The following is a 22,174-nucleotide window of genomic DNA, read 5'->3' as shown; positions in this document are numbered from 1 at the left end:
TCCTATTGTACCCCCAATATGTGCAGTTTCAAACCATCCTTTACATCCAAATAAAATCAGCTTCTTCCGTACCAAGTGGAAACGGCTTTGCCGTCCTCAAAAGGACGGTATTCGTTTCAGCGAGAAATAGAAGGATAATTTATAGCGTGAAACATATAAATTCTTATCTTTCAAAAAAAGAGGATTCCGTCAGAGACGAAATCCTATGAAGAGAGAGGGGTGAAGATATGACAGCATACCAGGGAAAAACCCAGCCCATCAGACTGGATAGCTCCGTACAGCTCATGCTGGGGAAGCATTTGCTGACCTGTTACCCGCATGAAGCTTGCGGCATACTGCTGGGTGCTGACGCAGCGGGCGGCATGCACATCAAGGACTATGTCCCCATGAGCAACGTAGCGCCTGACCCGCTGCATGCCTTCGTTCCCGATCCCCGCGAATGGGTAAAGGCACTCTATAACGAGCCCGTCCCTGTCGGTTTGTTCCACTCCCATCCCCATTCTGCCCCCTGGCCTTCTCCCTCCGACATCAAGGGACTAAGTGCACTGGGTCCTGAATTTAAGGTATACCTGATCGGTTCTCCCGGTACGGAGAAGAGTGAGGAAATAACATTGAGGGGCTTTCATATCGACCGGCTGCCTGATTCAAGTAGAACAGCGGGTTACCGGCTGCTGCATGCTCCGCTCTATGCTCTGCTTAAATAAGCGTACAGATCTCCCAAGGTGTCGACCTGCCGCTTCTGGGAGATCTCGTTCAGATAAGACACCCATAACCGAGCCGTCATTTTGGCATCCTCCAGCGCATGATGCCGCCCTTGGATCGGAATTTCGTGTACGGCAAGGAGTTCATCCAGCGTATAATTGCTGCGGTGCGGCTCAAGCCAGCGGGCCAGCATCATCGTATCCAGCACTCTGTGGGTAAGCTGCACTTTGGAGGTTTTCCATAATGCAGCATTCAGAAAAGACTTGTCATGCGCACTTCCGTGCGCCACCAGCACCCGCTGGCCCACAAAGGACATGAAATTATGCAGCCCGTCCATTAACGAAGGTGCAGCGGATGTCATCTCTTTAGAAATCCCCGTAAGCTTGGTAATATTATCCGGTATCGCCGTCTGGCAGTTTACCAGTGTATAAAAGCATTCATCTTCTTTTATTTCTTCTCCTACTACACGAATCGCACCAAATGACATAATCTCATCCCCATGCTGGTGGGAGAAACCTGTCGTTTCCAGGTCAAAAATAACGGTCTCAAGTTCAGCGAGAGGGGTATGCAGCACTTCAGGACGCCGTTTCTCGCGCATCAGGGAACGGATAAAGGCCATTTGCTGCGCAGTTTGCTGTGCCGATTCCCCGCCTCTCATCGACGCGATGGCGGATGGCATTCCGCCTTGTCTCAGGTTGTTCCAGAATCCGCCGCCTTTGTTCGGCTCCTTCATGACTGTCTCCTTTCCGCTGACCGGAGCTGACGCTGCAGTGCCCTATGCAGGCGCCTGACGAGCAGCAGACTTTCCCGCAGCTCGGACATGAGCTGCTTATTCTTCAGATCACTTTCAGCAATATAATCACTGCTGGACAACAAGCCGTCGTTTACATTGTAGGGAGTGTTCGCACGCATCCGCAGCGCGGTCAAAAATGCCCGGCGGAGATCTTCAAGGTGCTGGTACTTGCCAAGCGCCCCCAATACTTCCAGCCTCTTCAGCGTGGAGCTGTCCCAGACTCCCTCAAATAAAGACAAATGTCTAACAATATTCACGAGCGGAATATAAACACCATATTTGACATCAAATCCCCCGGCATAATCGCCGAACCGCTCCGTCAGTACCTGCCCAAGAAGATTTAGTGTTGCCTTGTGGCGGACCGTATTGCGCAGCACCGCCGTGGACAGCTTCCCGTTGCCGATATATCCCGCATGAAAAGCTTCCCGCCACTCCGCGGATAACTCCGCGTTCCCGGCTACATGACGCATATCGGAGGAGATAATCAGATAACGGATCGGCTCCCATTCCAGGTGGTGCATCCAGCTCTGCAGCTGTTCTTTCCATTCCGTCAGTGTCTTGCACCAGAGCGGCTCGGAGCACATCACCTTGCCGCTGCATTTCTCATAACCCACTTGTTCAAATAGATCCGACAACATCACACCAAAGGCCCGGAAATAACTCTTCTTAAGCCCATCCGGTTCCCCTTCCACAATCAGGCCGTTATCCTGATCACTCCAGAGCGTAGCTTCCTGCCTGCCCGCGCTGCCGAACACAATAAAGGAATAGGCGCAGGGAGGCGGGCCGTAGCCCGCCTCTTTCATCTGCGCCTCACATATGATTACAGCCGCCTTCGCAATACTGTCATGCATTGCATTGACACGGGTCATCCATTCCCCGATTGGAACAACGTTTAACTGTGCCAGAAGTACGGTTTGACAGGCCGTGCGCCTTGCCTTAAGCTCCTGCGGCGAACCAGCCGTTGCGATGGACAAGTAATTATTATCTTCATTCCACTCTGCTGACTCCATCGAAGCCACTCGGTCCGCCTCCCCATCCATGAAGTAGTTAATTTTTAAGGGTCTTGGATTCCGATTCTGCAATCAGTTTCATTTGTTCAGGATAACCGTAAGTACCATGTTCACTGATATCAAGGCCCATCAATTCTTCCTCTTCGGTAACACGCAGGCCGATAGCCAACTTGATTACGTAGAGAATGATGAAGGACAGAACTGCTACGAAGACAAAGGTACCTGCCACACCCAGCACCTGTACGCCGAGCTGGTGGAATCCGCCGCCGTAGAACAATCCGGGTTTACCAACAAGCGCACCTTCCGCGATCAGATCAGGTGTTGCGAACAATCCTGTGGACACCGCTCCCCACATCCCAGCGATACCATGTACAGAGAAGGCATAAATTGGATCATCAAGGCCGGCACGTTCCAGCCATTGTGAAGTCATGAAAGTGAATGCTCCCGCTACAAACCCGATAAGAATTGCCGCCCAAGGCACTACGAAAGCGCAGGCGCCTGTGATTGCAACCAGTGCAGCCAGAACACCGTTCAGCATTGCCGGGATATCCGACTTGCCGAAGTAGAGCCAAGAAGCGATCAATGCAGCCAAACCGCCAGCCGCAGCTGCCAGGTTAGTTGTCAATGCTACGTGGCCGAAGAATCCGCCCATTGGAGACAACGCGCTGCCAGGGTTGAATCCGAACCAGCCGAACCAGAGGATGATAACACCGAGTACTGTGAATACTTGGTTATGGCCCGGAATAATAACCGGCTTGCCTTCTTTGTTGAACTTGCCAAGACGGGGTTTCAGCAAGATTGTCGCGACTACAGCCGCCGTTGCACCTGTAAGATGGACAACCGTTGAACCTGCATAGTCCTGCATACCCAGCTCAGCCAACCAGCCGCCGCCCCATACCCAGTGAGCTACGACAGGGTAGATAACTACAGAGAACAGAATTCCGAAGATAATGTATACACTAAGCTTAGCACGTTCCGCCATACCACCGGATACGATAGCCAGAGAAACTGCGGCAAAAGCCATTTGGAAGAGGAATTTAATGTTTAAGGTTACATCTGAGAATACCAGGGAATCGAATGATGCTGCTTGTGTTTCACCACCGTAGAAGAAGCCTGTAGTTCCGAAGAACCCGTTGCCGTTACCGAAGCCAAGGCCAAAACCCAGTGCCCAGAAACACAAGCTGGCAATTGCGAGTGTCAATACGGTCTTACCAGCTACGTGGCCCGCATTCTTCATCCGGACCGAACCGGCTTCAAGCATTGCAAACCCCGCTTGCATAAAGAATACAAGAATAAATGCCAGGAAAGTAAACGCCGTATCCAATCCGATTTGGAGATCCGGTGCTGCCGGACCTTCAGCGGCAAATGCGCTGACCGGGTAGACCATCAGTGTAATCATGGCCAGAAACATCATTATCATCTTTTTTTTCATTCTTTACCCCACTCCCCAATGTTATATTTTCTAACAAAGCGTGAAACTCTTAATGTCATTATAATCAGAAGTCAGGTAAATTGACAAGACTATTTTTATGAATGCTGCGATTTATTTCTTGAGGCACATGATTTCTTCACTATTTGCCTGTAGCTACGCATTTTCGCTGTTAAATCACAGGTTTTCAGCCGATCAGCAAACCTTATTTATGCAAACGCATACAGCAAAAACGGACTTCTCCATGTATGAATATGTATTTTCATTAATGTAAATGATCCAAGATGCTGTATTGTATGATGAGTATTCTGAACATATATCAAGTGAATGGCGCTTATTTTGCCGAACTCTTTTCTTTTCATGAGCAAAAGAAGCAGCGCGCTCTCCCATCAATTCAATAAACATGACACATCATGTAATATAATTATAGATCCCCCTCCATCTTTGTGAATATACCGCAGTTCGTAAGGTCCAATCGGTGTACAATCTTATAGAAGGAAACCTGCTTTTCCAAGGGTATCTTTGGCTTTAACCCTGCATATACTTAAAGTAAGTATCACGTTTGACTGTACGGTTTATCATTTGATATCATAATAAGTGTAAATATAGTAAGATAAGCGCCGGATCAAACCGGCCGGATTCTGTTAGCGAGGTGAGAAGAACATGGGGATATGACCCTGTACCGGATTGGCGAACTGGCCAAAGCTGCAAGCATCAGTGAACGCACAATCGATTATTATACGAAGCTGGGACTCATTGTACCAGAAACCAGAAGCATGAAGAACTATCGGCTGTACAGCCATGAAACTTTAATCGCTCTGGAACGTATCAATCAGTTAAAGCATGAGAAATATACATTGGAAGAAATCAAAGCCATGATGAGCAAGTGGAATTCAGCCGCACCAGAAACCGATGTTTCGGATAAACTCGTGGAGCTGGAACTGCAGATGCAGCGGCTTGAGCGCGAAGTAAAGGCATTGGAACCGATGATCAGCGGACTGAAACCGGTCCAAGCCAAACGAGCGCTGGCCGCACTGCTTCCGCAGGGTGTTGCGTGCATGGAGGCGATCCGGCTGCTGCTCTCGCAGGGGCCGCCGATGTAAATATTATTTTCACACCATAGTGGAGGAATGTTATATGATGCCTTTGATGTACCTGTTAGTTATTATCGCTTTTCTATTCTCGTTGTGGGCTCAGTTCAGAGTTAAAGGCAACTTTAATAAATGGTCCAAGGTTGCCAACATGAACGGTTTGACAGGTTATGAAGCCGCACGGCGCATGCTTGATGCCAATGGCCTTTATGATGTACCGATTGAACCTGTGCGCGGCACCCTTTCCGACCATTATGATCCCGTCCACCGGGTTGTGCGCCTGTCGGAGCCTGTATACTATGAAAGCTCCATTGCCGCTGTCTCTGTCGCATGTCACGAGATCGGCCATGCCATTCAGCATAAAGAACATTATCCAATGCTCACGCTGCGCCACCGGATGTTCCCGGTTGTCAATTTCGCTTCCGGCGTAGCCCCCTTCATGCTGTTGGCAGGATTTATTTTCAGCTCATTGAATCTTATTGGTCTGGGTATCATCTTCTTCTCAGCTGCAGTAGCCTTTCAGCTTGTCACACTGCCGGTTGAATTCAACGCCAGCAGCCGGGCCCGCCAGGTCATGGTTGAGCAAGGCTACATCCGCAACGAGGAAGAGCGCGGCGTAGCCAAGGTCCTGAATGCAGCCGCCTTAACTTATGTCGCTGCTGCCCTGGTCTCCCTGCTTGAACTGCTGCGTCTGATCATGATGTTCTTGGGAAATCGTGATTAAGCTGATCTAGTTAACCCGCTGTCGATATACAGAGCGAATACCCCGGAAGGCTACGAGCCGACCGGGGTATTGTTATTTCTATCTTTGAAATACGTCAACAGGAAAGTGCGGAAGGAGCGGGCTACCAGCGGCAGCTTGCCCTCACTGCGGTGAATGATCCCAACCGTCCTGGTCACAACGGGATCTATCACCCTCACTTGAGCCGGCTGCATAGGATTGGTCTGATACAATGCCGTTTCCGGCAGCAGACTCACTCCCATGCCAGCGGCGACCAAACCGCGTATGGTATCCGTCTCTCCCCCCTCAAAAGCAATCTGCGGCTTGAACCCTGCCTGCAGGCAGGCTTGCCATACAATCGGCCTCAGTGAATATCCCTGGCTGAACAAAACGAACTTTTCTTCCCGCAGCTGTTCAAGCCGGATTACCTTCTCTCCGGCAAGCGGATGATTCTGCGGAAGGATCGCAAACAGCTCCTCTGTCATTACAATATCACCGGCCACATGACCGTCATTTTCGGGGAAGGGAGAAATAAAAGCCAGATCCACTTCACCGGACAGCACGTCTTTAATCAAAGACGGAAAAGAGCCCTGCTTGAAACGAAACTTAACCTGAGGATAATGCCGGCGAAACTCCGCCACAATGGAAGGTATAAGATGCGTACCCAGGCTATGCGGAAATCCGATGCGGATCTCTCCCAGCTCCGGGTCCAGAAATTCATGCACCTCAGCTACCGAGCGCTCCAATTCCTTCAGCACCGACTCTACCCGTTTGCAAAAAAGCTGCCCCACCGGGGTGAGCTGCAGATTGCGCCCCTTTTGCATGAATAAGTCCACTCCAAGCTCCTGCTCCAGCTGATGAATCTGGCGGCTAACCGCAGATTGCGCCACATGCAGCTCCTCTGCCGCCCGGGTAACATGCTCTTTTTGCGCTACCTTCAAAAAATATTGCAGCTGTCTAAGTTCCACGAATCCAACACCTCCTACCTTCGGCTTTTTTTGAATATCCGTATCATAAGTCCATAAAGAAAGAACCCGGCCACGAGGCCGCCAATATGGGCTGTATAGTCCACATGAGGTGTGGCGAAGGACATAATAATCCCCATCACCAAAAGCCCGTACAACGTCTTACGTGAGCTCTCGTCCATCATCACTCTCTGGAGCAGCGCAATATAGAGGAATGCGCCGTATATGGCGTAGATCGCTCCTGAAGCCCCTACTGACACCGTACCGTAATCCACCACCGAACGGCTGCTGACCGCGACTCCCAGAAGATTGGCAAGGAAACCTCCCGCCAGATAGAGCAGCGCGTAGCGCCACCAGCCCATCAGCCGTTCTAAAGGCGGAGCAAACACCAGTAACGCGAAACAGTTAAAGAACAGATGGGCAAAGCCATTGTGCAGAAACATCGCTGTCGCATAACGCCACAATTCCTCTTTGAGCGGGCTGACATTAACGGTTCCCCCGTAATCAATCAGTGTCTGGATATTTGTCGAGCCGCCGTTCAACGTCAGAACAATAAACATAATCACATTCGCCAAAATAAGCAAACAGGTTACCGGATAATACCGGAGATAGCTTCTCCACTTCTCATATCGTATGAATATCATAACACCCACCCTTTATGTAAGTTGTCCGGTTGGACATCCAGCTTCTAAAAAGATTATAATTTATTGTGGCAGTAAGAATCCAATATTGCAATTCAAGGAGGAACCAAGGATATGATGCAAGAAAGAACAGGCGTGGCCGCATTTAAAGGCAACCCCCTCACACTGGTGGGTCCGCAGCTCAAAGCCGGAGATTCCGCACCACAGTTCACAGTGAGCAAGAATCTGCTGGAAGATACTTCCCTCAGTGATTACGCCGGCAAAATCAAGCTGATCAGCGTGGTGCCTTCTCTGGATACCGGTGTATGCGATGCGCAGACCCGCCGCTTTAACAGCGAGGCCGCAGAGCTCGGCGATGATGTCGTTATTCTCACCATCAGTATGGATCTTCCGTTCGCCCAAGCCCGCTGGTGCGGCGCCGCGGGCATTGACCGGGTCATCACACTGTCTGATCACAAGGAAGCAGCCTTCGGACAAGCCTACGGCGTCCTGATTAAAGAATTCCGTCTGGACATGCGTTCCATCTTCGTAATCGACAAAAACGATACTTTGGCTTATGTGGAGTACCTCGGCGAAATGTCCGAGCATCCCAATTACGAGGCCGCTATTGCAGCTGTAAAGGAACTGCTGTAGCCTTCAGCCGAATTGTATTTCATTCGTAGTACATGAAAGTCTATAAGTTCTTATTCTCTAAAAAAAAGCGGCAGAAGGTCATCCTTCTCCCGCTTTTTGCTTATGGGTAGCCTTATTGTTCAATGACAGGCTGCATCTTCATACTTCACGAAACCGTATACAATCTCTGAACAGAAAAGTGCAGCTTGCCTTTATTCTGTCTTGTATTTGCCTAGCTTCCTATCAAGAGACTGGTACAGACGTTGAATTACTCGATAGTTGGCGCCAAGATCGCCAAGCGAACCTCTGGAAGCCGAGTACATATCTACGCCGCAACGCACCGGTGAGGTATTAAGCACCGACACGGTAATATCCAGCGTACGCCCGAATGCCGTTCTCTTCTCAAGCGTAATCTCTCCTACAGATTGCACTTCATGAAGCACTTTGAAGCCAGGAATCTTCTTCAGCGTTGAGGATACTTCTTCCCACGCCTTATCTCTAGAAAGAGTGTAGTAACGCGTCTTTAATGCCGGATCTTTTGCACGGTCGCTTGTTCCGTCATGACTGCGAAATAAACCGACCAAGGTTCTTTTCAACGACAAAATTCTTCCCCCTCTTCAAATCCCAAGTTCATTAGTCTAAGTGTAACACTCTTATCCCAGGAACAAAAGGGCATTGCTCACTTTCACCTTGTTCACTATAAACAAAAAGGCACCCCATCCCCGCGGGTAAGCGGGAAACAGGGCACCTTGTCAAAAACAGTAGAAAACCCGCCTATGCCGTCCGGCTACAGTGTCTTCTGAACCTGCTATAGCAGGTGGGTGACCGCAGAAGTCGTTTTTGAATTCCCCGCGTCGTATAGACAGGGCCTTTCAGCCGCGCTTCGTATAGATCTCCCAAGACATTATCATTGGTTCAAAACAACGAGCAACCGTAAACGTACATCGCAGGATTTGTTACTATTATATTGCGTTTTGACGAAAAAGTAAACCTGTATGCGCTTTAATTTACACTGGAATAAATTTCTCGCCTTATTTCACGGCTTATGTGTAATTAATGTTAAATCCGTTTTTTATCTTTATCTGTATCGTACTCATCATCATCGTCGTCGTCATCGTCATCATCGTAATCATTCGCCTCAAGCAACGCAGCTTCTCTTTCTGCCGCCTCCTGGGCTTCCTGGGCTTCCAGTTCCTGTTGCTTCTTCTTCTCCACCTGCAATTGCAGCTTGTTGTATGTAGCGTAAAAGTTAAAGAAGGCGAAAAAAGCAATCAGTGTAGGAATACACAAGGCGTAAAGCACCGGATACTTCAGACCTATATAGACAAGAACCGCTGCACCAATAAGCGTGGAGAATACGCGGATCGGCCGGGCGATTGTCAACAGAACGGAGTTGGTCACCACTTCTTTGAAGGTCATTTGATAATGAACCACAATCGAGAAGAAATTAAACATGGAGACGAACAAAATAATCATCAGCACCAGCATCAAAATACCGACGATTCTGAAATTCGCCATTTGCGTCATGTATACGGTCACATCTACGTACATCACAACAAACAGCACTGTGTAGATTAATCCCCCAAGCATACTCTTGAAATAATTTTCTTTGTACCCCTGGAAAAAAGTGCGGAATGTGCTAACATCGCTATTGCCCATAACCCATTTACGTACAACCGTAAATAGTGCCGCTGTTGCCGGAAACACCGTAAACGGTGCCAAAATACCCATCGCCCAGTTCAGTGTGATCTGTTCATTGGGGCCGCCTGCACCCGATCCCCACATAATCATCTTCATTACTCCCATGAACAGAAACGGAACCGAACAGATTGCCCACAAAATGTTACTGAAGGCGATACGTGAAATCCATTCCGTGACGCGGTATAAACCGCCCATTGCTCCTTTAAACTCCAATTCCCTTCCTCCTGTCTGTCTCGCGCATACTGCGTATCTTAACTATACCTTATTTGACCCGGACTTTTCCAGCGCCCATTCTTAAGATTCTGGGTTATGGTCTATGCAAGCCCGGCGATCCGTCCATATATTAGGAACGTAACCATTACAATCACCTTAATTCAAAGGAGGTTTTACCTATGTCCTCACCAGTTGGCTGCAACGTCTGGACTTCCACAGGCACTATCCTCGTTCTGTTCATCCTGCTCGTTATTATCACTCGTACTTTTGTTATCTAAGGCATGAAACACAAAGCCTAAATATGTTCATTTGTACAAAAAGAAGACGAGAACCGTTAACCGGTACTCGTCTTCTTCATTATTGCCGGTGCTGCTTAAATGTCGTAATCTTCGCGTTTAGCCGGACGGGTACTTGTGCTGCTTGGACGCGCCGATGGTTTGCGGTCGGCACTGCTGTCACGGTTGCCTTTGTAACCGCCGCTGCTGCTGTTGCTGCCGTAGCCGCTGCTGTAACCACCACGGGTTGTGCTGCCGCTGCTGCTGTCGCGGTTGCCTTTATAGCCGCCGCCATAGCTGCTGCCGCTATCACGGTTGCCTTTATAGCCACCGCCTGTGCCGGAACCAGTGCGGTTGCCGCCGTAGCCGCCATTAGGCTTGCGGCCGCTGCGGATGTCATTCTTGCCGCCGCGGCGTTTTGCACGGATCGGATCTTCCGGTGTCAATTCAACCTGTGTATCCTTGTTGTCGCCGGTAAGCAATTTCATTGCTGCGGAGAGCAGTTGTACAGAATCATATTGCTCCAGCAATTGAATCGCGATGCCTTTGTATTCGTTCAGCTCACTGCCTTCTTCAACCATTGCCAGCAGACGTTCTGCAGTGATGCGTTGCTTGCCTTCAATTGCCTCAGCCATTGTTGGCAGCGGTTTGCGGGTAATCCGGTGACGGGTTACACGCTCGATCAGATGCAGGTGGTCCATTTCACGCGGAGTCACGAATGACCACGCTGTTCCTTCTTTACCTGCACGGCCTGTACGGCCGATACGGTGTACATAACTTTCCGGATCTTGCGGAAGGTCGAAGTTGATAACATGTGTTACACCGGAAACGTCGAGTCCGCGCGCCGCTACGTCAGTAGCTACCAGTACGTCAATGCTGCCGTCACGGAATTTACGCATAACCGCATCGCGTTGGTTCTGGGACAAGTCGCCATGCAATCCGTCAGCGGAATATCCGCGTTTCTGGAGGCCTTCGGCAAGCTCGTCAACCCGGCGTTTGGTACGTCCGAAGACGATTGCCAAATCTGGGGACTCCATATCAATCAGACGGCTCAGTGCTTCAAACTTCTGGCGCTCAGGAACTTCGATATAGGCTTGGTCAATCAATGGAGCGCTGATTTGTTTTGGAATTACGGAAACATGTTGCGGGTTCTTCAGAAACTGTTGGGCGAGACGTTGAATGTTAGGAGGCATTGTTGCTGAGAACAACATGGTTTGACGTTCTTCAGGCACAAGCTTGAGGATCGTCTGGATGTCTTCCATGAAGCCCATATCCAGCATTTCATCAGCTTCATCCAACACGATGGTCTGCACGTCATCAAGACGGATCGTCTTGCGGTTGATGTGATCCAGAAGGCGTCCAGGTGTTCCGATAATGATCTGTGGTTTCTTCTTCAATCCGCGGATTTGACGGCCGATATCCTGTCCGCCGTAAATAGCCAGTGAACGCAGACCCTTGAAGCGGGTCAGTTTGCCGATTTCTTCAGCAACCTGAATCGCAAGCTCACGGGTTGGCGTCATAATTAGCGCCAGGATTTTTTCTTCTTCCCGGGCAATTTTGGAGATGAGGGGAATACCGAAAGCGGCTGTTTTGCCTGTACCGGTCTGTGCCTGGCCAATCAAGTCTGCTCCAGTCAGCGCGAGCGGGATTGCCTGCTCCTGAATGGGTGTTGCTTCCTCAAATCCTAGCTCTGTGATTGCTTGAAGTACTTTTGGCTCCAAGCCGAATTCTGCGAATGTTTTCAAATTATTCATGCTCCTTCTATACAGTGGACATTCCACATGCTTGTCTGTATTCTTAAGTAGCGGTAAACACATTTATAGGCTGTCCAAACATGCCGTAATCTCTGCATGGTTTACGCGTATTGGGACGAAAAAATGTCCTATGATCAAGCTTGGTTATCTAGCCTGAACAATTGTAGCTTCACATCCGAAGCAATGCAAAAGTACCATTGTAACGTTCTACTCAAGAATATCCTATACATTATATCACAAACCCGATCAGGAATACCAGTGTATTCCTTTCTTTCATTACTTACATTACACTCTAGAGGTGAATTTGCTTGTTACGACTAAGACAACTAGGAAATTACCTTGCCATCATCTTGGGTTCGGCGATGATAGCAAGCGGCTTCAATCTGTTCTTAATCCCCCATCGGCTGCTAAGCGGAGGGGTATCCGGTGTGGCAATGTTAGTGGGTTATTTCACTCCCCTTAACATCAGTCTGCTATATCTGCTCTTCAATGTGCCGCTGCTTGTGGCAGGATGGTTTCAGCTCGGGCGCAGATTTATTATTCTCAGCATTTTATCCGTAGGAGCCACAACTTGGCTAATGACACTGGTACCGCAGACAGCTGTAGCGTCGGATATGCTACTTGCCTCCGTTTTTGGCGGAGTGCTGGTAGGTGTCGGCAGCGGCATTTCCTTTCGGGTTGGAGGCTCTACGGGCGGCTTTGACATTATCGGCTCCATTATTACGCGCTACCGCGACTTCCCGATCGGGAATGTGCTTGTAGGGCTGAATGGTATTGTCATTCTGGCCGCTGCCTATTTTGACGACAATTGGAATCTAGCCCTTGCTTCGATGGTCTCCATTTATGTGACCGGAAAGGTCGTCGACCTGATTCACATCAGTCATGTTAAAGTGACTGTCTACATCGTAACCACAAGAACAGACGAACTGCTTCAGCAGCTTCTGGGCCTGCAACGCGGGGTCACAAAGATCAAAACAGAGGGCGCTTATTCTCATGTGGAACGGGACATGCTAATGACAGTGACCACCCGCTATGAGCTTGCAGAGCTTAAAAGAATCATTAAAACCAGCGACCCTCAGGCTTTTGTGAACATTGTGGAAACCGTTGGAGTCATGGGTTCCTTCCGTAAAAGATCACATTGAAAGAAATGCGCATAAATTAAAATTGTGATATATTATACTCACGCAGGACCCTTACAATTTCATGAAGATTGGGATTTACCCCTCTTTTTTCAAGCACTTCGTTTTACGGGTGTACCCTGAATTCAATTCAGTACCATTCGAAAAAGGAAAGGGTGATTTTTATGGAAATGGAAACGGTAAAACTGTCAGCAATCGTCATGAGGTGGTATCCTGATATGATGCCGTTTCTCAAGCAGAATGAATTGAATTCCGTAATCGTTCTGCGTGACGGTCTGAGTATTCTGGAACCGGCAGATGCCATGGATATCATCCATTACAGCATTTGCGAGCATCAGAATTCTGCGTATCTTCAGTGAGCAAGACGTTTCGAAGCAAGTCTTCATAGTTGCCGCTTGGGGTTCGGCTATGTGCCGGGTCCGGGCGGCATTTACTTTTTAACAGGACCGTTTAAAATCTGTACATCCCGTTTATAAACAACAAGAGCGGTTATTTTTAACAGCCAAAAATTACAGGGATTGTTACAAGTCTGTTCTTTTTGGCAGCTGCCGTTCCTTTATACTTTAAGGGAATGTACATAAAGGGAGAGAATAGCAAATGAACATCACCTGGGCATTACTGATGATGGCCCTGGGAGGCGTTGGCGTGCCGCATGGCGGACACGACTCCGACGTGACGGCTGCATTGCAGTCCGCCACAAATCCCCCCATCGTCGCAGAGCACAGCAGCAATCCAAACGGAGCATCACCAAACGCCACAGGCGGCACCACATCCCCTACTCCGGTTACAAGCGCTTCACCCGGAACTGAAGCAGGAGGTACTGACGGCACGATTCTTGCCGATCCGCAGCCGGATGCCCCCAAGGTTAAAGGTATTTATGTGACAGCCTACAGTGCAGGCGGAGCACGGATGGAAACGCTGCTTAACCTGCTTGATAAAACGGAATTAAATTCCATGGTCATCGATATTAAGGATGATGCAGGATATATTACCTACAAGACAGACAATGCTGAACTTCAGAAGCTGGGTCATCCCCAGCCGTTCATCGGTGACATCAACAAGCTGATGACCCGCCTAAAGGAGCATGACGTATATCCGATTGCCCGGATCGTAGTCTTTAAGGACTCTGTTCTCGCCAAGAAGAAGCCGGAAATGTCATTCGTAAATACAAATGGCACAGTCTGGAGCAATAAAGGCGGAGACAGCTTCGTCAATCCCTATAATGAAGATGTATGGAAATACAATGTAGACATCGCCAAGGAAGCCGCCAAATTGGGCTTCAAGGAAATCCAGTTCGATTATGTCCGTTTCCCGGAAGGCTTCGAGAAACGTGCTGATACTCTTAAATATACCAAGAACGACAGACCACGTGTAGAAATCATTGGCGACTTCGTTAAATACGCCAAAGCAGAACTAAACCCGCTGGGCGTACGGGTATCAGTTGATATTTTCGGATACGCCGCTTCTGTTCCCGCTGCGGAAGGCATAGGCCAGGATTTCGTGAAAATATCGAAGAATGTTGACGTCATCAGCCCGATGGTATACCCAAGCCATTATTCAACAGGATGGTTCGATGTGAAAGACCCTGACAAAGACCCTTACGCGACCATTAAGGGTTCTATGGTCGATACACATAAGAAGCTCGACCCTCTGGGAAGCTACAAACCGATTATCCGCCCCTGGATTCAGGACTTCACCGCAAGCTGGCTTGGAAGCGCCCATTATGTGAAATACGGCAAGACGCAGGTAGAAGACCAGATCCGGGCTTTGAAAGATGAGAAAGTGGATGAATTCCTCCTCTGGAATGCTAACAACCGTTACACTTCGGGTGTAGATTACGAGAAATAATGACTACAGCAATTATCCTTGATGAAATCAATCAGCAAATATAAGCCAAGGCCCGGCGCCCTGCCGGGTCTTTTACTGATAATATAAGATTATATATTACCCACTTTTATAAAATTCAGATGACGAGGCACAAACCGATGATACATACTACTTCTCTTAAACAAAAGGCAAGCCAATTCCTGCATATTTTATTTCCTATTCTTGTTACGCAGATTGCGTTGTCAGCTATTACTTTCTTTGATACCAATATGTCCGGCAAATTCGGCACGAATGATCTGGCCGGCGTAGCCATCGGCACCAGCTTATGGATCCCGATTCAAACCGGTCTTAGCGGTATACTCATGGGTATAACACCGATTGTGTCCAATTTAATAGGCAACCGCCGGGATAAAGATGTCGCTTATCAGGTGACCCAGGGCATCTGGCTCTCACTGATTGTTTCTCTGCTCGTCCTCATGATCGGCGGTTTCGCACTGTCGCCTGTTCTTGATTTTATGAATCTGGAGCCGTCGGTAAGGAATATCGCTTTCCGCTTCCTGTGCGCCATTTCCTTCGGCATCATCCCTCTGTTCGGCTATACGGTAGTCCGCAGCTGTATCGATGCATTAGGGCAGACAAGAGTTTCGATGTTCATCACGCTAATTGCTTTACCTGTCAATGTTGGGCTGAACTATCTGCTTATCTTCGGGAATTTCGGTTTCCCGCGCCTTGGGGGAGTCGGAGCCGGGGTCGCATCAGCTATCACCTACTGGGTGATCTTCGGAATTGCCCTGACCTTCATTTACCGATCTGATCCCTTCAAAAGCCTGCAGCTGTTCCGCAAGTTCTACGCCATATCGCTGGGCAGCTTCAAAGAGCTGCTTAAGATTGGCGTGCCTATCGGATTTTCCATCTTTTTTGAAACGGCGGTTTTCTCGGCAGTAACACTGCTCATGAGCCGGTTCGACACAGTAACCATTGCAGCTCATCAGGCGGCGATCAACTTCGCCTCCACCCTATACATGATTCCGCTCAGCATCTGCATGAGCCTGACGATTCTCGTCGGCTTTGAGAACGGGTCCGGCAGGCAGAAGGATGCCCGCCAATACGGTATTATGGGCATCGGCACCGCCGCCGTGCTGTCGCTGCTGACTGCTCTCGTCCTCTTGTTCACCGGTGATTCGGTTGCCGGACTTTATTCTGACGAACCCGAGGTCATCTCCCTGATTCAGCACTTTTTAATCTATGCGATCTTCTTCCAGATCTCCGATGCCATTGCCACGCCGACGCAAGGGGTACTGCGGGGCTATAAGGATGTAAACCCGGCATTCATCATTTGCTTCGCCGCCTATTGGGTAATCGGCCTGCCTACAGGCTATGTCCTGGCGACTTATACCGATATGGGTGCCTACGGCTACTGGGTTGGGCTGATTACCGGTCTGGCGATTGGAGCCATTCTGCTGCTGACACGGCTAGTTAAAGTCCAGCGGCGGTTTGCCTTGATGTTCGGTGAAAATAAAGTATAGACTGATCCATTAAACGAAGCAGCGGCGGACCAAGACTTTATAAAAATAGTCTTAGACGCCGCTGTTATCATTTTCAAATATAGTACTAGAATAACTACGGTCTTAATCAGGTCTCACGATCGGCCCGTTCCATCTCATCATTGCTGCCAAAGGATAAATGCTGAACTCTTCCGTTCTCTACCCCCACAATTTCCACTTCCGCTAAGTCCTTACGAAAGAAAAAGCGAGTGTCGTTCAGGAGATACATTGCGAGAAGCATACCATTAATGAATCGATATAAAGCCGGGCGTAGCAGACATTTTCATCGGTAACAGTTTGCGTAAAGTTGTTTTTTTGCGATTGTGTGCGGCAGGTTTGGACTCTCACTGTTTACTTTTCCCATTTTTGCAGCTTTTCAATTTCAGCTTACCCGATTGATTTTTGGGGCAGGCGGCAGCATGATAATATGAATGGAAAATCTATCAAATGACAAGCCACAGAGAAAGAGAGGTAAACTGCAATGAATTCTATTTTGCTGGTGGAGGATGATTTGGGTCTGATTGACGGACTGGAGTTTTCCCTGCAAAAAAGCGGGTTTCATGTCGATATCGCCAGAACCGTAGAGGAAGCTCTTCCGATCATAAAGCGGCAATGCCACGATTTGCTCCTGCTGGATTTAACCCTGCCTGACGGCAACGGTTTTGATATATGCAAAAAAGTGCGGCAGTCCTCCGCCGTGCCCATCATCTTCCTGACCGCATCCGACGAGGAGGTCAACGTGGTCATGGGCCTGGATATCGGCGGCGACGATTACATTGCCAAGCCGTTTAAGCTGAACGAGCTGATCTCGCGGATCAACGCTCTGCTGCGCCGGTCCGGCCTAAGCCATACACAGCAGACAGTGCTGCAGTCCAACGGCGTGACGGTCAGGGTGCTGGAAACCCGAGTGTTCAAGGATGACCGCGAAATCGAGCTGACTCCTGCGGAATACAGGCTGCTGTGCCTGCTGATGCAGCATCCGAATGCGGTGCTGCCCAGAGAAATGCTGCTGGACAAGCTATGGGACAATAACGGCAACTTTATCGACGACAACACATTGTCCGTCTATGTACGGCGGCTGCGCAGCAAAACCGAAGACGACCCGGAGAGCCCGCAGTTTCTCATTACCGCACGCGGTCTGGGCTACAAATGGAAAGTGACGAAATGAGGGGACAATTAATGGGGATCATGGTCGGCAAAAATATAAAGCTGCTGTTTACTGCCATCGCGGCCATCCTGCTCGGCGCGCTGCTTGCCGGGCAATTGACCGTAAAGCTTATGGCCGACGATTACAAGCAGCGAATGCTCGCCCACGATTACGAATTGGCCGGCTATTTGACCGAGAGCGTCCTTCCGCCACACCGCATCGCCGCCCTATTCACCGCCTCCAAAACCGGGGAACAGGCCGCAGCCGGGCAACGGTTGCTGAATGGCGTCGCCTATAACAGTGACACTCCAATCAGCCTGCTGCCCGAAGTAGCCGGCTTTCAACAGAAGTACGCGCTGCTGCTACTCGCCCTGTCTGTCTGTTTCGGACTGGCGCTTCTTACCGTCCTGCTGCTGTTCATTCTGCGGCAGAACGCCATGCTGAAACAGGCCAATACCACGCTCATCGGCTTTATGGAAGGCAATGTTAAGCTTCGGCTGGGCGATCAGGCCGAAGGGAGCTTCTCCCGGCTGTTTACATCCATCAATATGCTGGCCACCTCCCTGACCGCCCATATCAGCAGGGAAAGACAGAACAAGGAGTTTCTGCGCGACATCATTTCCGACATCTCACACCAGCTCAAAACCCCCCTGTCCGCCCTGCTGATGTATGGCGAGATCATTCAGGAGGAACGAACCGGAAACGATGTTGTGGACAAGTTTGCTTCAAAAAGTCGTCGTGAACTGCTGCGTATGGAGCATTTGATCCAGAGCCTACTGAAGCTGGCCAGGCTCGACGCGGGCGCGATCGCACTGGAGCAGGTCGAACAGCCGCTGCGGGCGGTGCTGGAGGCGGCAATGCAGGGCTTCCGCACCCGCGTGGTGCTGGAAGGCAAGAAGGTGGTCCTCACCTGCCGTGAGGACATCCGTCTGAACTGCGACAAGGAATGGCTGCTCGAGGCTGTCAGCAATATTGTCAAAAATGCGCTAGATCATACTGAAGCCGGGGACAAGCTAGAGATCGCCGGCGATGAGACCCCGCTATTTACCGAAATCACGATCACCGACAACGGAACGGGCATTCACCCCGAAGATATTCATTCGGTCTTCAAGCGCTTTTACCAGAGCCGATTCTCCAAAGACAAGCAAGGTGCCGGCATTGGGTTGACATTGTCCAGGTCGATTGTGGAAAAACACGGAGGCACCATTACCGTAGAAAGCAAGCTCAGCAAAGGAACAGTTTTTCGCATCGTTTTCCCCAAGCTTACAATTCTGTAAGCTACCGTTCACCGGGGTGTAAGGCAACCATGCTATCATCTCATTAAATCAAGCGAATGAGGTGTTTATGTTGGATATACTTGTAACCGAACAGTTATGCAAAACCTACGGCAAAGCCGAGACCAGGATCGATGCTCTGAAGGAAGCTTCCTTCACTGTAGCCAAAGGAGAATTTGTTTCGATTGTCGGGCCGTCCGGTTCAGGCAAAAGCACACTGCTGAACCTGCTTGGTGCGCTGGATGTACCGACATCCGGCAAGGTGCTTCTGGATGGCCGCGACATTTATGCGATGAATGAAAATGAATTGTCGGTGTTTCGCAGACGCAACATCGGATTTATTTTTCAGGCCTACAATCTGGTACCGGAATTGAACGTGGAGGAAAATATGGCTCTGCCGCTGCTGCTCGATTATCAGAAGCCGGATAAACAGCATATCGGTGAGCTGCTTGATATTCTCGGGCTGGCGGAGCGCAGGCATCATCTGCCGAACCAGCTGTCTGGCGGCCAGCAGCAGCGGGTGGCTATCGGCCGGGCGCTGGCCACAAAGCCGGCGCTCATCCTGGCTGATGAGCCAACGGGCAACCTTGACAGCAAAAACAGCGGCGAAGTCATGAATCTGCTGCGGCTGTCCGTTGCCAAATATGGCCAGACCTTGATTATGATTACCCATAATTCCAATTACGCCACCTTTGCCGACCGTGTGCTCGCTGTAGAGGATGGAGTCGTAACCGAGCTTGGAGGCCACCGATGATCGGCCATTACCTGGGTCTGGCCCCCAGGTATCTTGCCGCCCACCGGAAGAAGACCCGCCTCACCATCACTAGCGTGGCCATTGCTGTTGCACTCGTGACTGGTATTTTCTCCATGCTGGAGGTATTCCTGCAATTTTCAAAAACCCAGATCATTCATGATCGCGGCAACTACCACATTGCGATCATCCAGCCTACCGAACAAGAAATTAATATGCTGGCCATCCGCAAGGATGTCAACAACGCCGGAAGATGGCTGGACTTCGGACAAGTGAAGGCAAACGAAATAAACGGCGCCGCAAGTGCAATAGACCCCGCTTTTGCCAAAAATATGAATATCACTCTGGTTGAAGGCCGCTACCCGACCGAGGACAACGAAATCATGATTGAACAGTGGGCAGCAGACAAGCTGTACCTGAATACCAAGCTGAACGGGACGGTCAACATCGCCTTTTCCGACAAGATCATGCGGAATTTCACCGTAAGCGGAATATGCAAAGATTTGGGCAATATGAAGGCGAGCGGCAATCCGGGCATCTTTATGTCTATGGCGGCAGCGGATAAGCTGAAAAAAAGTCTTCTTTCTAGTGAGTTGTACGTGATCGAATTCAAAAACCGGGTCAATATTGCTGCTGCAGAAAAAAACATCGCCGAGACACTCGGAATTGACAAAGACAGAATCGACCGCAACAACCGTCTCCTGGCCGCGATCGGTCAGAACAAGGGCGGGACGGCAAGACAGCTTTACGTGACCGGCGGTATTTTATTCTGCATCGTCCTGATCGCCGGAGTCATGATGATCTACAATGCGTTCAACATCTCAGTGATGGAGCGGATACGGCAGTTCGGCCTCCTGAGATGTATCGGCGCTTCTCCAGCCCAGATCAAAAAGCTGGTCAGACGGGAAGGGCTGGCCATTACCGTCAGGGCCATTCCTATCGGAGTGCTCGCCGGAATGCTGCTCACTTTGGGCTGTTCGGCCATTCTGAAATATTACAACGCCAGTCTATTCGCCGATATTCCGCTGTTCACATTCAGCGTTATTGGCATCGCCACTGGCGTCGCTGTCGGGTTCCTGACCGTGTTCTCAGCCGTTCTGCTGCCTGCCCGCAAAGCCGCCCGCATCGCTCCAGTCCGTGCTATAACGGGCAGCAATGACCTGAAAATTTCCGCCCGCAGAAAAAGAGGCTGGTTGACCAAACTGTTCAAGGCGGAGATCGCAATGGGCATTGGCAATGTTGCCGCCAAAAAGAAAACTCTTATCCTGATGGTCTGCTCCATCGCGGTCAGCATCGTTATGTTCATGGGATTCCAGGTCTTTGTTGATTTACTCCATTCTGACCGAAAAACGACCAAACCGTACACACCCGACATTTCGCTGGTCGCCAAGCAAGGTGATCTGGACGGCGCGCTGTACGAGAAGCTGCAACAGCTGGACGGCATGAAAAAAGTATATGGGAGAATGTATGGTGATGTTGCCGCCAGCTTTGACGCCTCAAAGCTGAGTGAAGCCTATAAGAAGGAAATGGGTGGGGTCGATGTTACAGCGGACGGACGTTTTGTTCCGCCTGAGAAGTCCTGGCTGATTTCCTACGATCAGGCGCAGCTGGATTGGGCCAAAGAGGAGTTGCTGGAAGGCGAAATGTCGGAGGAACAGCTTAACGCTCAAAATGGAATTATTGCGGTAGCCCTTCATTACAGGGGCCGCAGAGCGGACACGACCAGCTTAAAACTCGGCGACAAAGTAACCATTGAGACCAGCGCCGGCTTAAAGGAAATGACCGTACTAGGAATTGTGCGCTCGCTCCCTTTCAGCAACAAGGAAAAAACATTGACCAGTTTCATTACGACCGAAAAGCTGTTCCGCGAGCTGACCGGAAAAAGGGCTTACCAGGTGATTGATATACAGTTAAAGAAGTCGGGCCAGGAGCAGGCTGTGAATGAAATCAAAGCGGTGCTGGACAGCGGCACTACTTTTCAAGACTATCGCCAGCGAAACGCTGAGATGGATCAGACCTTTTTTACAATGGCTGTGTTTATTTACGGATTTGTAGGAGTCATCGGCTTGATCAGCGTGCTGAACATCATCAACACCATGAACACCAGCATCGCCGCCAAAACCAAATATTTGGGCGTCATGCGGGCGGTAGGCATGTCCGGCGCCCAGCTCAGCCGGATGGTGATGGCCGAAGCCGCTGCTTACAGCCTGACCGGCGGGATCATCGGCTGCCTGCTTGGCTCCGCCTTGCAAAAGACACTGATTGAAAGCCAGCTCACCCGGTTCCAGATTAGCTGGGAGATGCCGTACCTGCAGATCGGCCTCATTCTCCTGCTCGTCCTGGCAGCAGCGGCAGTTTCCGTCATCGCCCCGTTGAAACGGGTGAAAAAACAGGGCATCGCCGAGGTGATCGGCTCGCTTTAAGGAAATGATATCTTTTTTTGCTGGAATTGTCCTGTGCTTCGCACCCCATAGCCAGTCAATTATGACGCACACAGGAGTATTGGCGTGAATGTCAGTCTAGAACTTTATTTTCATTTTGACATTTGACTGCCTGTGCCGGAGAACAATAATGCCTTGAAGTGC

Annotated in this window: 21 protein-coding genes and 1 other RNA gene; 13 read left to right on the top strand and 9 right to left on the bottom strand. The window is 49.9% G+C overall.

The window, feature by feature from the left end:
* Positions 1–227: 227 nt before the first annotated feature.
* Positions 228–704, top strand: a complete 477-nt coding sequence (locus NST07_RS12035) for a M67 family metallopeptidase (RefSeq protein WP_342481635.1) — start codon at positions 228–230, stop codon at positions 702–704.
* On the opposite strand, the gene NST07_RS12030 is transcribed toward NST07_RS12035, so the two are convergent.
* Genes NST07_RS12030 through NST07_RS12020 form a run of 3 tightly spaced genes read right to left on the bottom strand, consistent with a single transcriptional unit; the run spans position 686 to position 3,937 of the window.
* On the bottom strand, positions 686–1,435 hold the full coding sequence (locus NST07_RS12030; protein WP_038589680.1) for an exonuclease domain-containing protein: 750 nt from the start codon (positions 1,433–1,435) through the stop codon (positions 686–688). The two genes, NST07_RS12035 and NST07_RS12030, sit on opposite strands and share 19 nt — an antisense overlap.
* Positions 1,432–2,505: a DUF294 nucleotidyltransferase-like domain-containing protein gene (locus tag NST07_RS12025; RefSeq protein WP_342481945.1), complete on the bottom strand. Its 1,074-nt coding sequence runs from the start codon at positions 2,503–2,505 to the stop codon at positions 1,432–1,434. The genes NST07_RS12030 and NST07_RS12025 overlap by 4 nt, the downstream gene beginning before the upstream one ends.
* A gap of 37 nt (positions 2,506–2,542) precedes the next feature.
* A complete protein-coding gene (locus tag NST07_RS12020) occupies positions 2,543–3,937 on the bottom strand; it encodes an ammonium transporter (protein ID WP_341091892.1) in 1,395 nt (464 codons plus the stop codon).
* Positions 3,938–4,605: 668 nt separating this feature from the next.
* On the opposite strand from NST07_RS12020, the gene NST07_RS12015 reads away from it, so the two are divergent.
* Positions 4,606–5,037, top strand: coding sequence for a MerR family transcriptional regulator (locus NST07_RS12015; protein WP_341091889.1), 432 nt, complete (start codon positions 4,606–4,608; stop codon positions 5,035–5,037).
* Positions 5,038–5,074: 37 nt separating this feature from the next.
* The gene (locus NST07_RS12010; protein WP_038599346.1) at positions 5,075–5,749 is read left to right on the top strand and encodes a zinc metallopeptidase; all 675 of its coding nucleotides are present in this window, start codon (positions 5,075–5,077) and stop codon (positions 5,747–5,749) included.
* A gap of 50 nt (positions 5,750–5,799) precedes the next feature.
* Here NST07_RS12010 and NST07_RS12005 read toward each other — a convergent pair whose 3' ends face one another.
* Complete coding sequence (locus tag NST07_RS12005) at positions 5,800–6,714, bottom strand: LysR family transcriptional regulator (RefSeq protein ID WP_038589672.1); 915 nt, start codon at positions 6,712–6,714, stop codon at positions 5,800–5,802.
* A 14-nt stretch (positions 6,715–6,728) separates the two neighbouring features.
* A complete protein-coding gene (locus NST07_RS12000) occupies positions 6,729–7,355 on the bottom strand; it encodes a rhomboid family intramembrane serine protease (protein WP_341091886.1) in 627 nt (208 codons plus the stop codon).
* Between the two features lie 111 nt (positions 7,356–7,466).
* Here NST07_RS12000 and tpx point away from each other — a divergent pair, with 111 nt between their 5' ends.
* On the top strand, positions 7,467–7,985 hold the full coding sequence (gene tpx, locus NST07_RS11995; RefSeq protein WP_341091883.1) for a thiol peroxidase: 519 nt from the start codon (positions 7,467–7,469) through the stop codon (positions 7,983–7,985).
* 191 nt (positions 7,986–8,176) lie between these two features.
* Here tpx and NST07_RS11990 read toward each other — a convergent pair whose 3' ends face one another.
* The 3 genes from NST07_RS11990 to NST07_RS11980 form a co-directional block, all read right to left on the bottom strand.
* Complete coding sequence (locus NST07_RS11990) at positions 8,177–8,566, bottom strand: DUF1499 domain-containing protein (RefSeq protein WP_341378166.1); 390 nt, start codon at positions 8,564–8,566, stop codon at positions 8,177–8,179.
* A 161-nt stretch (positions 8,567–8,727) separates the two neighbouring features.
* A non-coding RNA gene (gene ssrS, locus NST07_RS11985) (6S RNA) lies at positions 8,728–8,920 on the bottom strand.
* A gap of 103 nt (positions 8,921–9,023) precedes the next feature.
* On the bottom strand, positions 9,024–9,878 hold the full coding sequence (locus NST07_RS11980) for a DUF624 domain-containing protein (RefSeq protein ID WP_341091879.1): 855 nt from the start codon (positions 9,876–9,878) through the stop codon (positions 9,024–9,026).
* Between the two features lie 179 nt (positions 9,879–10,057).
* Between NST07_RS11980 and NST07_RS11975 the strand changes: the two genes are divergently transcribed.
* Positions 10,058–10,156: a dihydroorotate dehydrogenase gene (locus NST07_RS11975; protein ID WP_144024380.1), complete on the top strand. Its 99-nt coding sequence runs from the start codon at positions 10,058–10,060 to the stop codon at positions 10,154–10,156.
* A gap of 95 nt (positions 10,157–10,251) precedes the next feature.
* Here NST07_RS11975 and NST07_RS11970 read toward each other — a convergent pair whose 3' ends face one another.
* The gene (locus NST07_RS11970; RefSeq protein ID WP_341091877.1) at positions 10,252–11,898 is read right to left on the bottom strand and encodes a DEAD/DEAH box helicase; all 1,647 of its coding nucleotides are present in this window, start codon (positions 11,896–11,898) and stop codon (positions 10,252–10,254) included.
* A gap of 317 nt (positions 11,899–12,215) precedes the next feature.
* Here NST07_RS11970 and NST07_RS11965 point away from each other — a divergent pair, with 317 nt between their 5' ends.
* The 8 genes from NST07_RS11965 (at position 12,216) to NST07_RS11930 (ending at position 22,012) form a co-directional block, all read left to right on the top strand.
* Positions 12,216–13,049 carry a YitT family protein gene (locus tag NST07_RS11965; RefSeq protein WP_341091876.1) on the top strand — a complete coding sequence of 278 codons (834 nt, stop codon included), beginning with the start codon at positions 12,216–12,218 and terminating at the stop codon, positions 13,047–13,049.
* Positions 13,050–13,210: 161 nt separating this feature from the next.
* Positions 13,211–13,405: a hypothetical protein gene (locus NST07_RS11960; RefSeq protein ID WP_038589654.1), complete on the top strand. Its 195-nt coding sequence runs from the start codon at positions 13,211–13,213 to the stop codon at positions 13,403–13,405.
* A gap of 238 nt (positions 13,406–13,643) precedes the next feature.
* Positions 13,644–14,894 (top strand): putative glycoside hydrolase, encoded by a 1,251-nt coding sequence (locus NST07_RS11955; protein ID WP_342481634.1) that lies wholly within the window; start codon positions 13,644–13,646, stop codon positions 14,892–14,894.
* Positions 14,895–15,031: 137 nt separating this feature from the next.
* A complete protein-coding gene (locus NST07_RS11950; protein WP_342481633.1) occupies positions 15,032–16,399 on the top strand; it encodes an MATE family efflux transporter in 1,368 nt (455 codons plus the stop codon).
* 499 nt (positions 16,400–16,898) lie between these two features.
* Positions 16,899–17,585: a response regulator transcription factor gene (locus tag NST07_RS11945; protein WP_342481632.1), complete on the top strand. Its 687-nt coding sequence runs from the start codon at positions 16,899–16,901 to the stop codon at positions 17,583–17,585.
* Positions 17,582–18,841: a HAMP domain-containing sensor histidine kinase gene (locus NST07_RS11940; RefSeq protein WP_342481631.1), complete on the top strand. Its 1,260-nt coding sequence runs from the start codon at positions 17,582–17,584 to the stop codon at positions 18,839–18,841. The genes NST07_RS11945 and NST07_RS11940 overlap by 4 nt, the downstream gene beginning before the upstream one ends.
* A gap of 70 nt (positions 18,842–18,911) precedes the next feature.
* On the top strand, positions 18,912–19,592 hold the full coding sequence (locus NST07_RS11935; RefSeq protein ID WP_342481944.1) for an ABC transporter ATP-binding protein: 681 nt from the start codon (positions 18,912–18,914) through the stop codon (positions 19,590–19,592).
* Complete coding sequence (locus NST07_RS11930) at positions 19,589–22,012, top strand: FtsX-like permease family protein (RefSeq protein WP_342481630.1); 2,424 nt, start codon at positions 19,589–19,591, stop codon at positions 22,010–22,012. The genes NST07_RS11935 and NST07_RS11930 overlap by 4 nt, the downstream gene beginning before the upstream one ends.
* Positions 22,013–22,174: the final 162 nt, after the last annotated feature.

The organism is Paenibacillus sp. FSL L8-0340 (assembly GCF_038593145.1).
Taxonomy (GTDB): domain Bacteria; phylum Bacillota; class Bacilli; order Paenibacillales; family Paenibacillaceae; genus Paenibacillus_AQ.
Note: the sequence above shows the minus strand (reverse complement) of the source record. Positions and strands in the feature narration are given on the sequence as shown.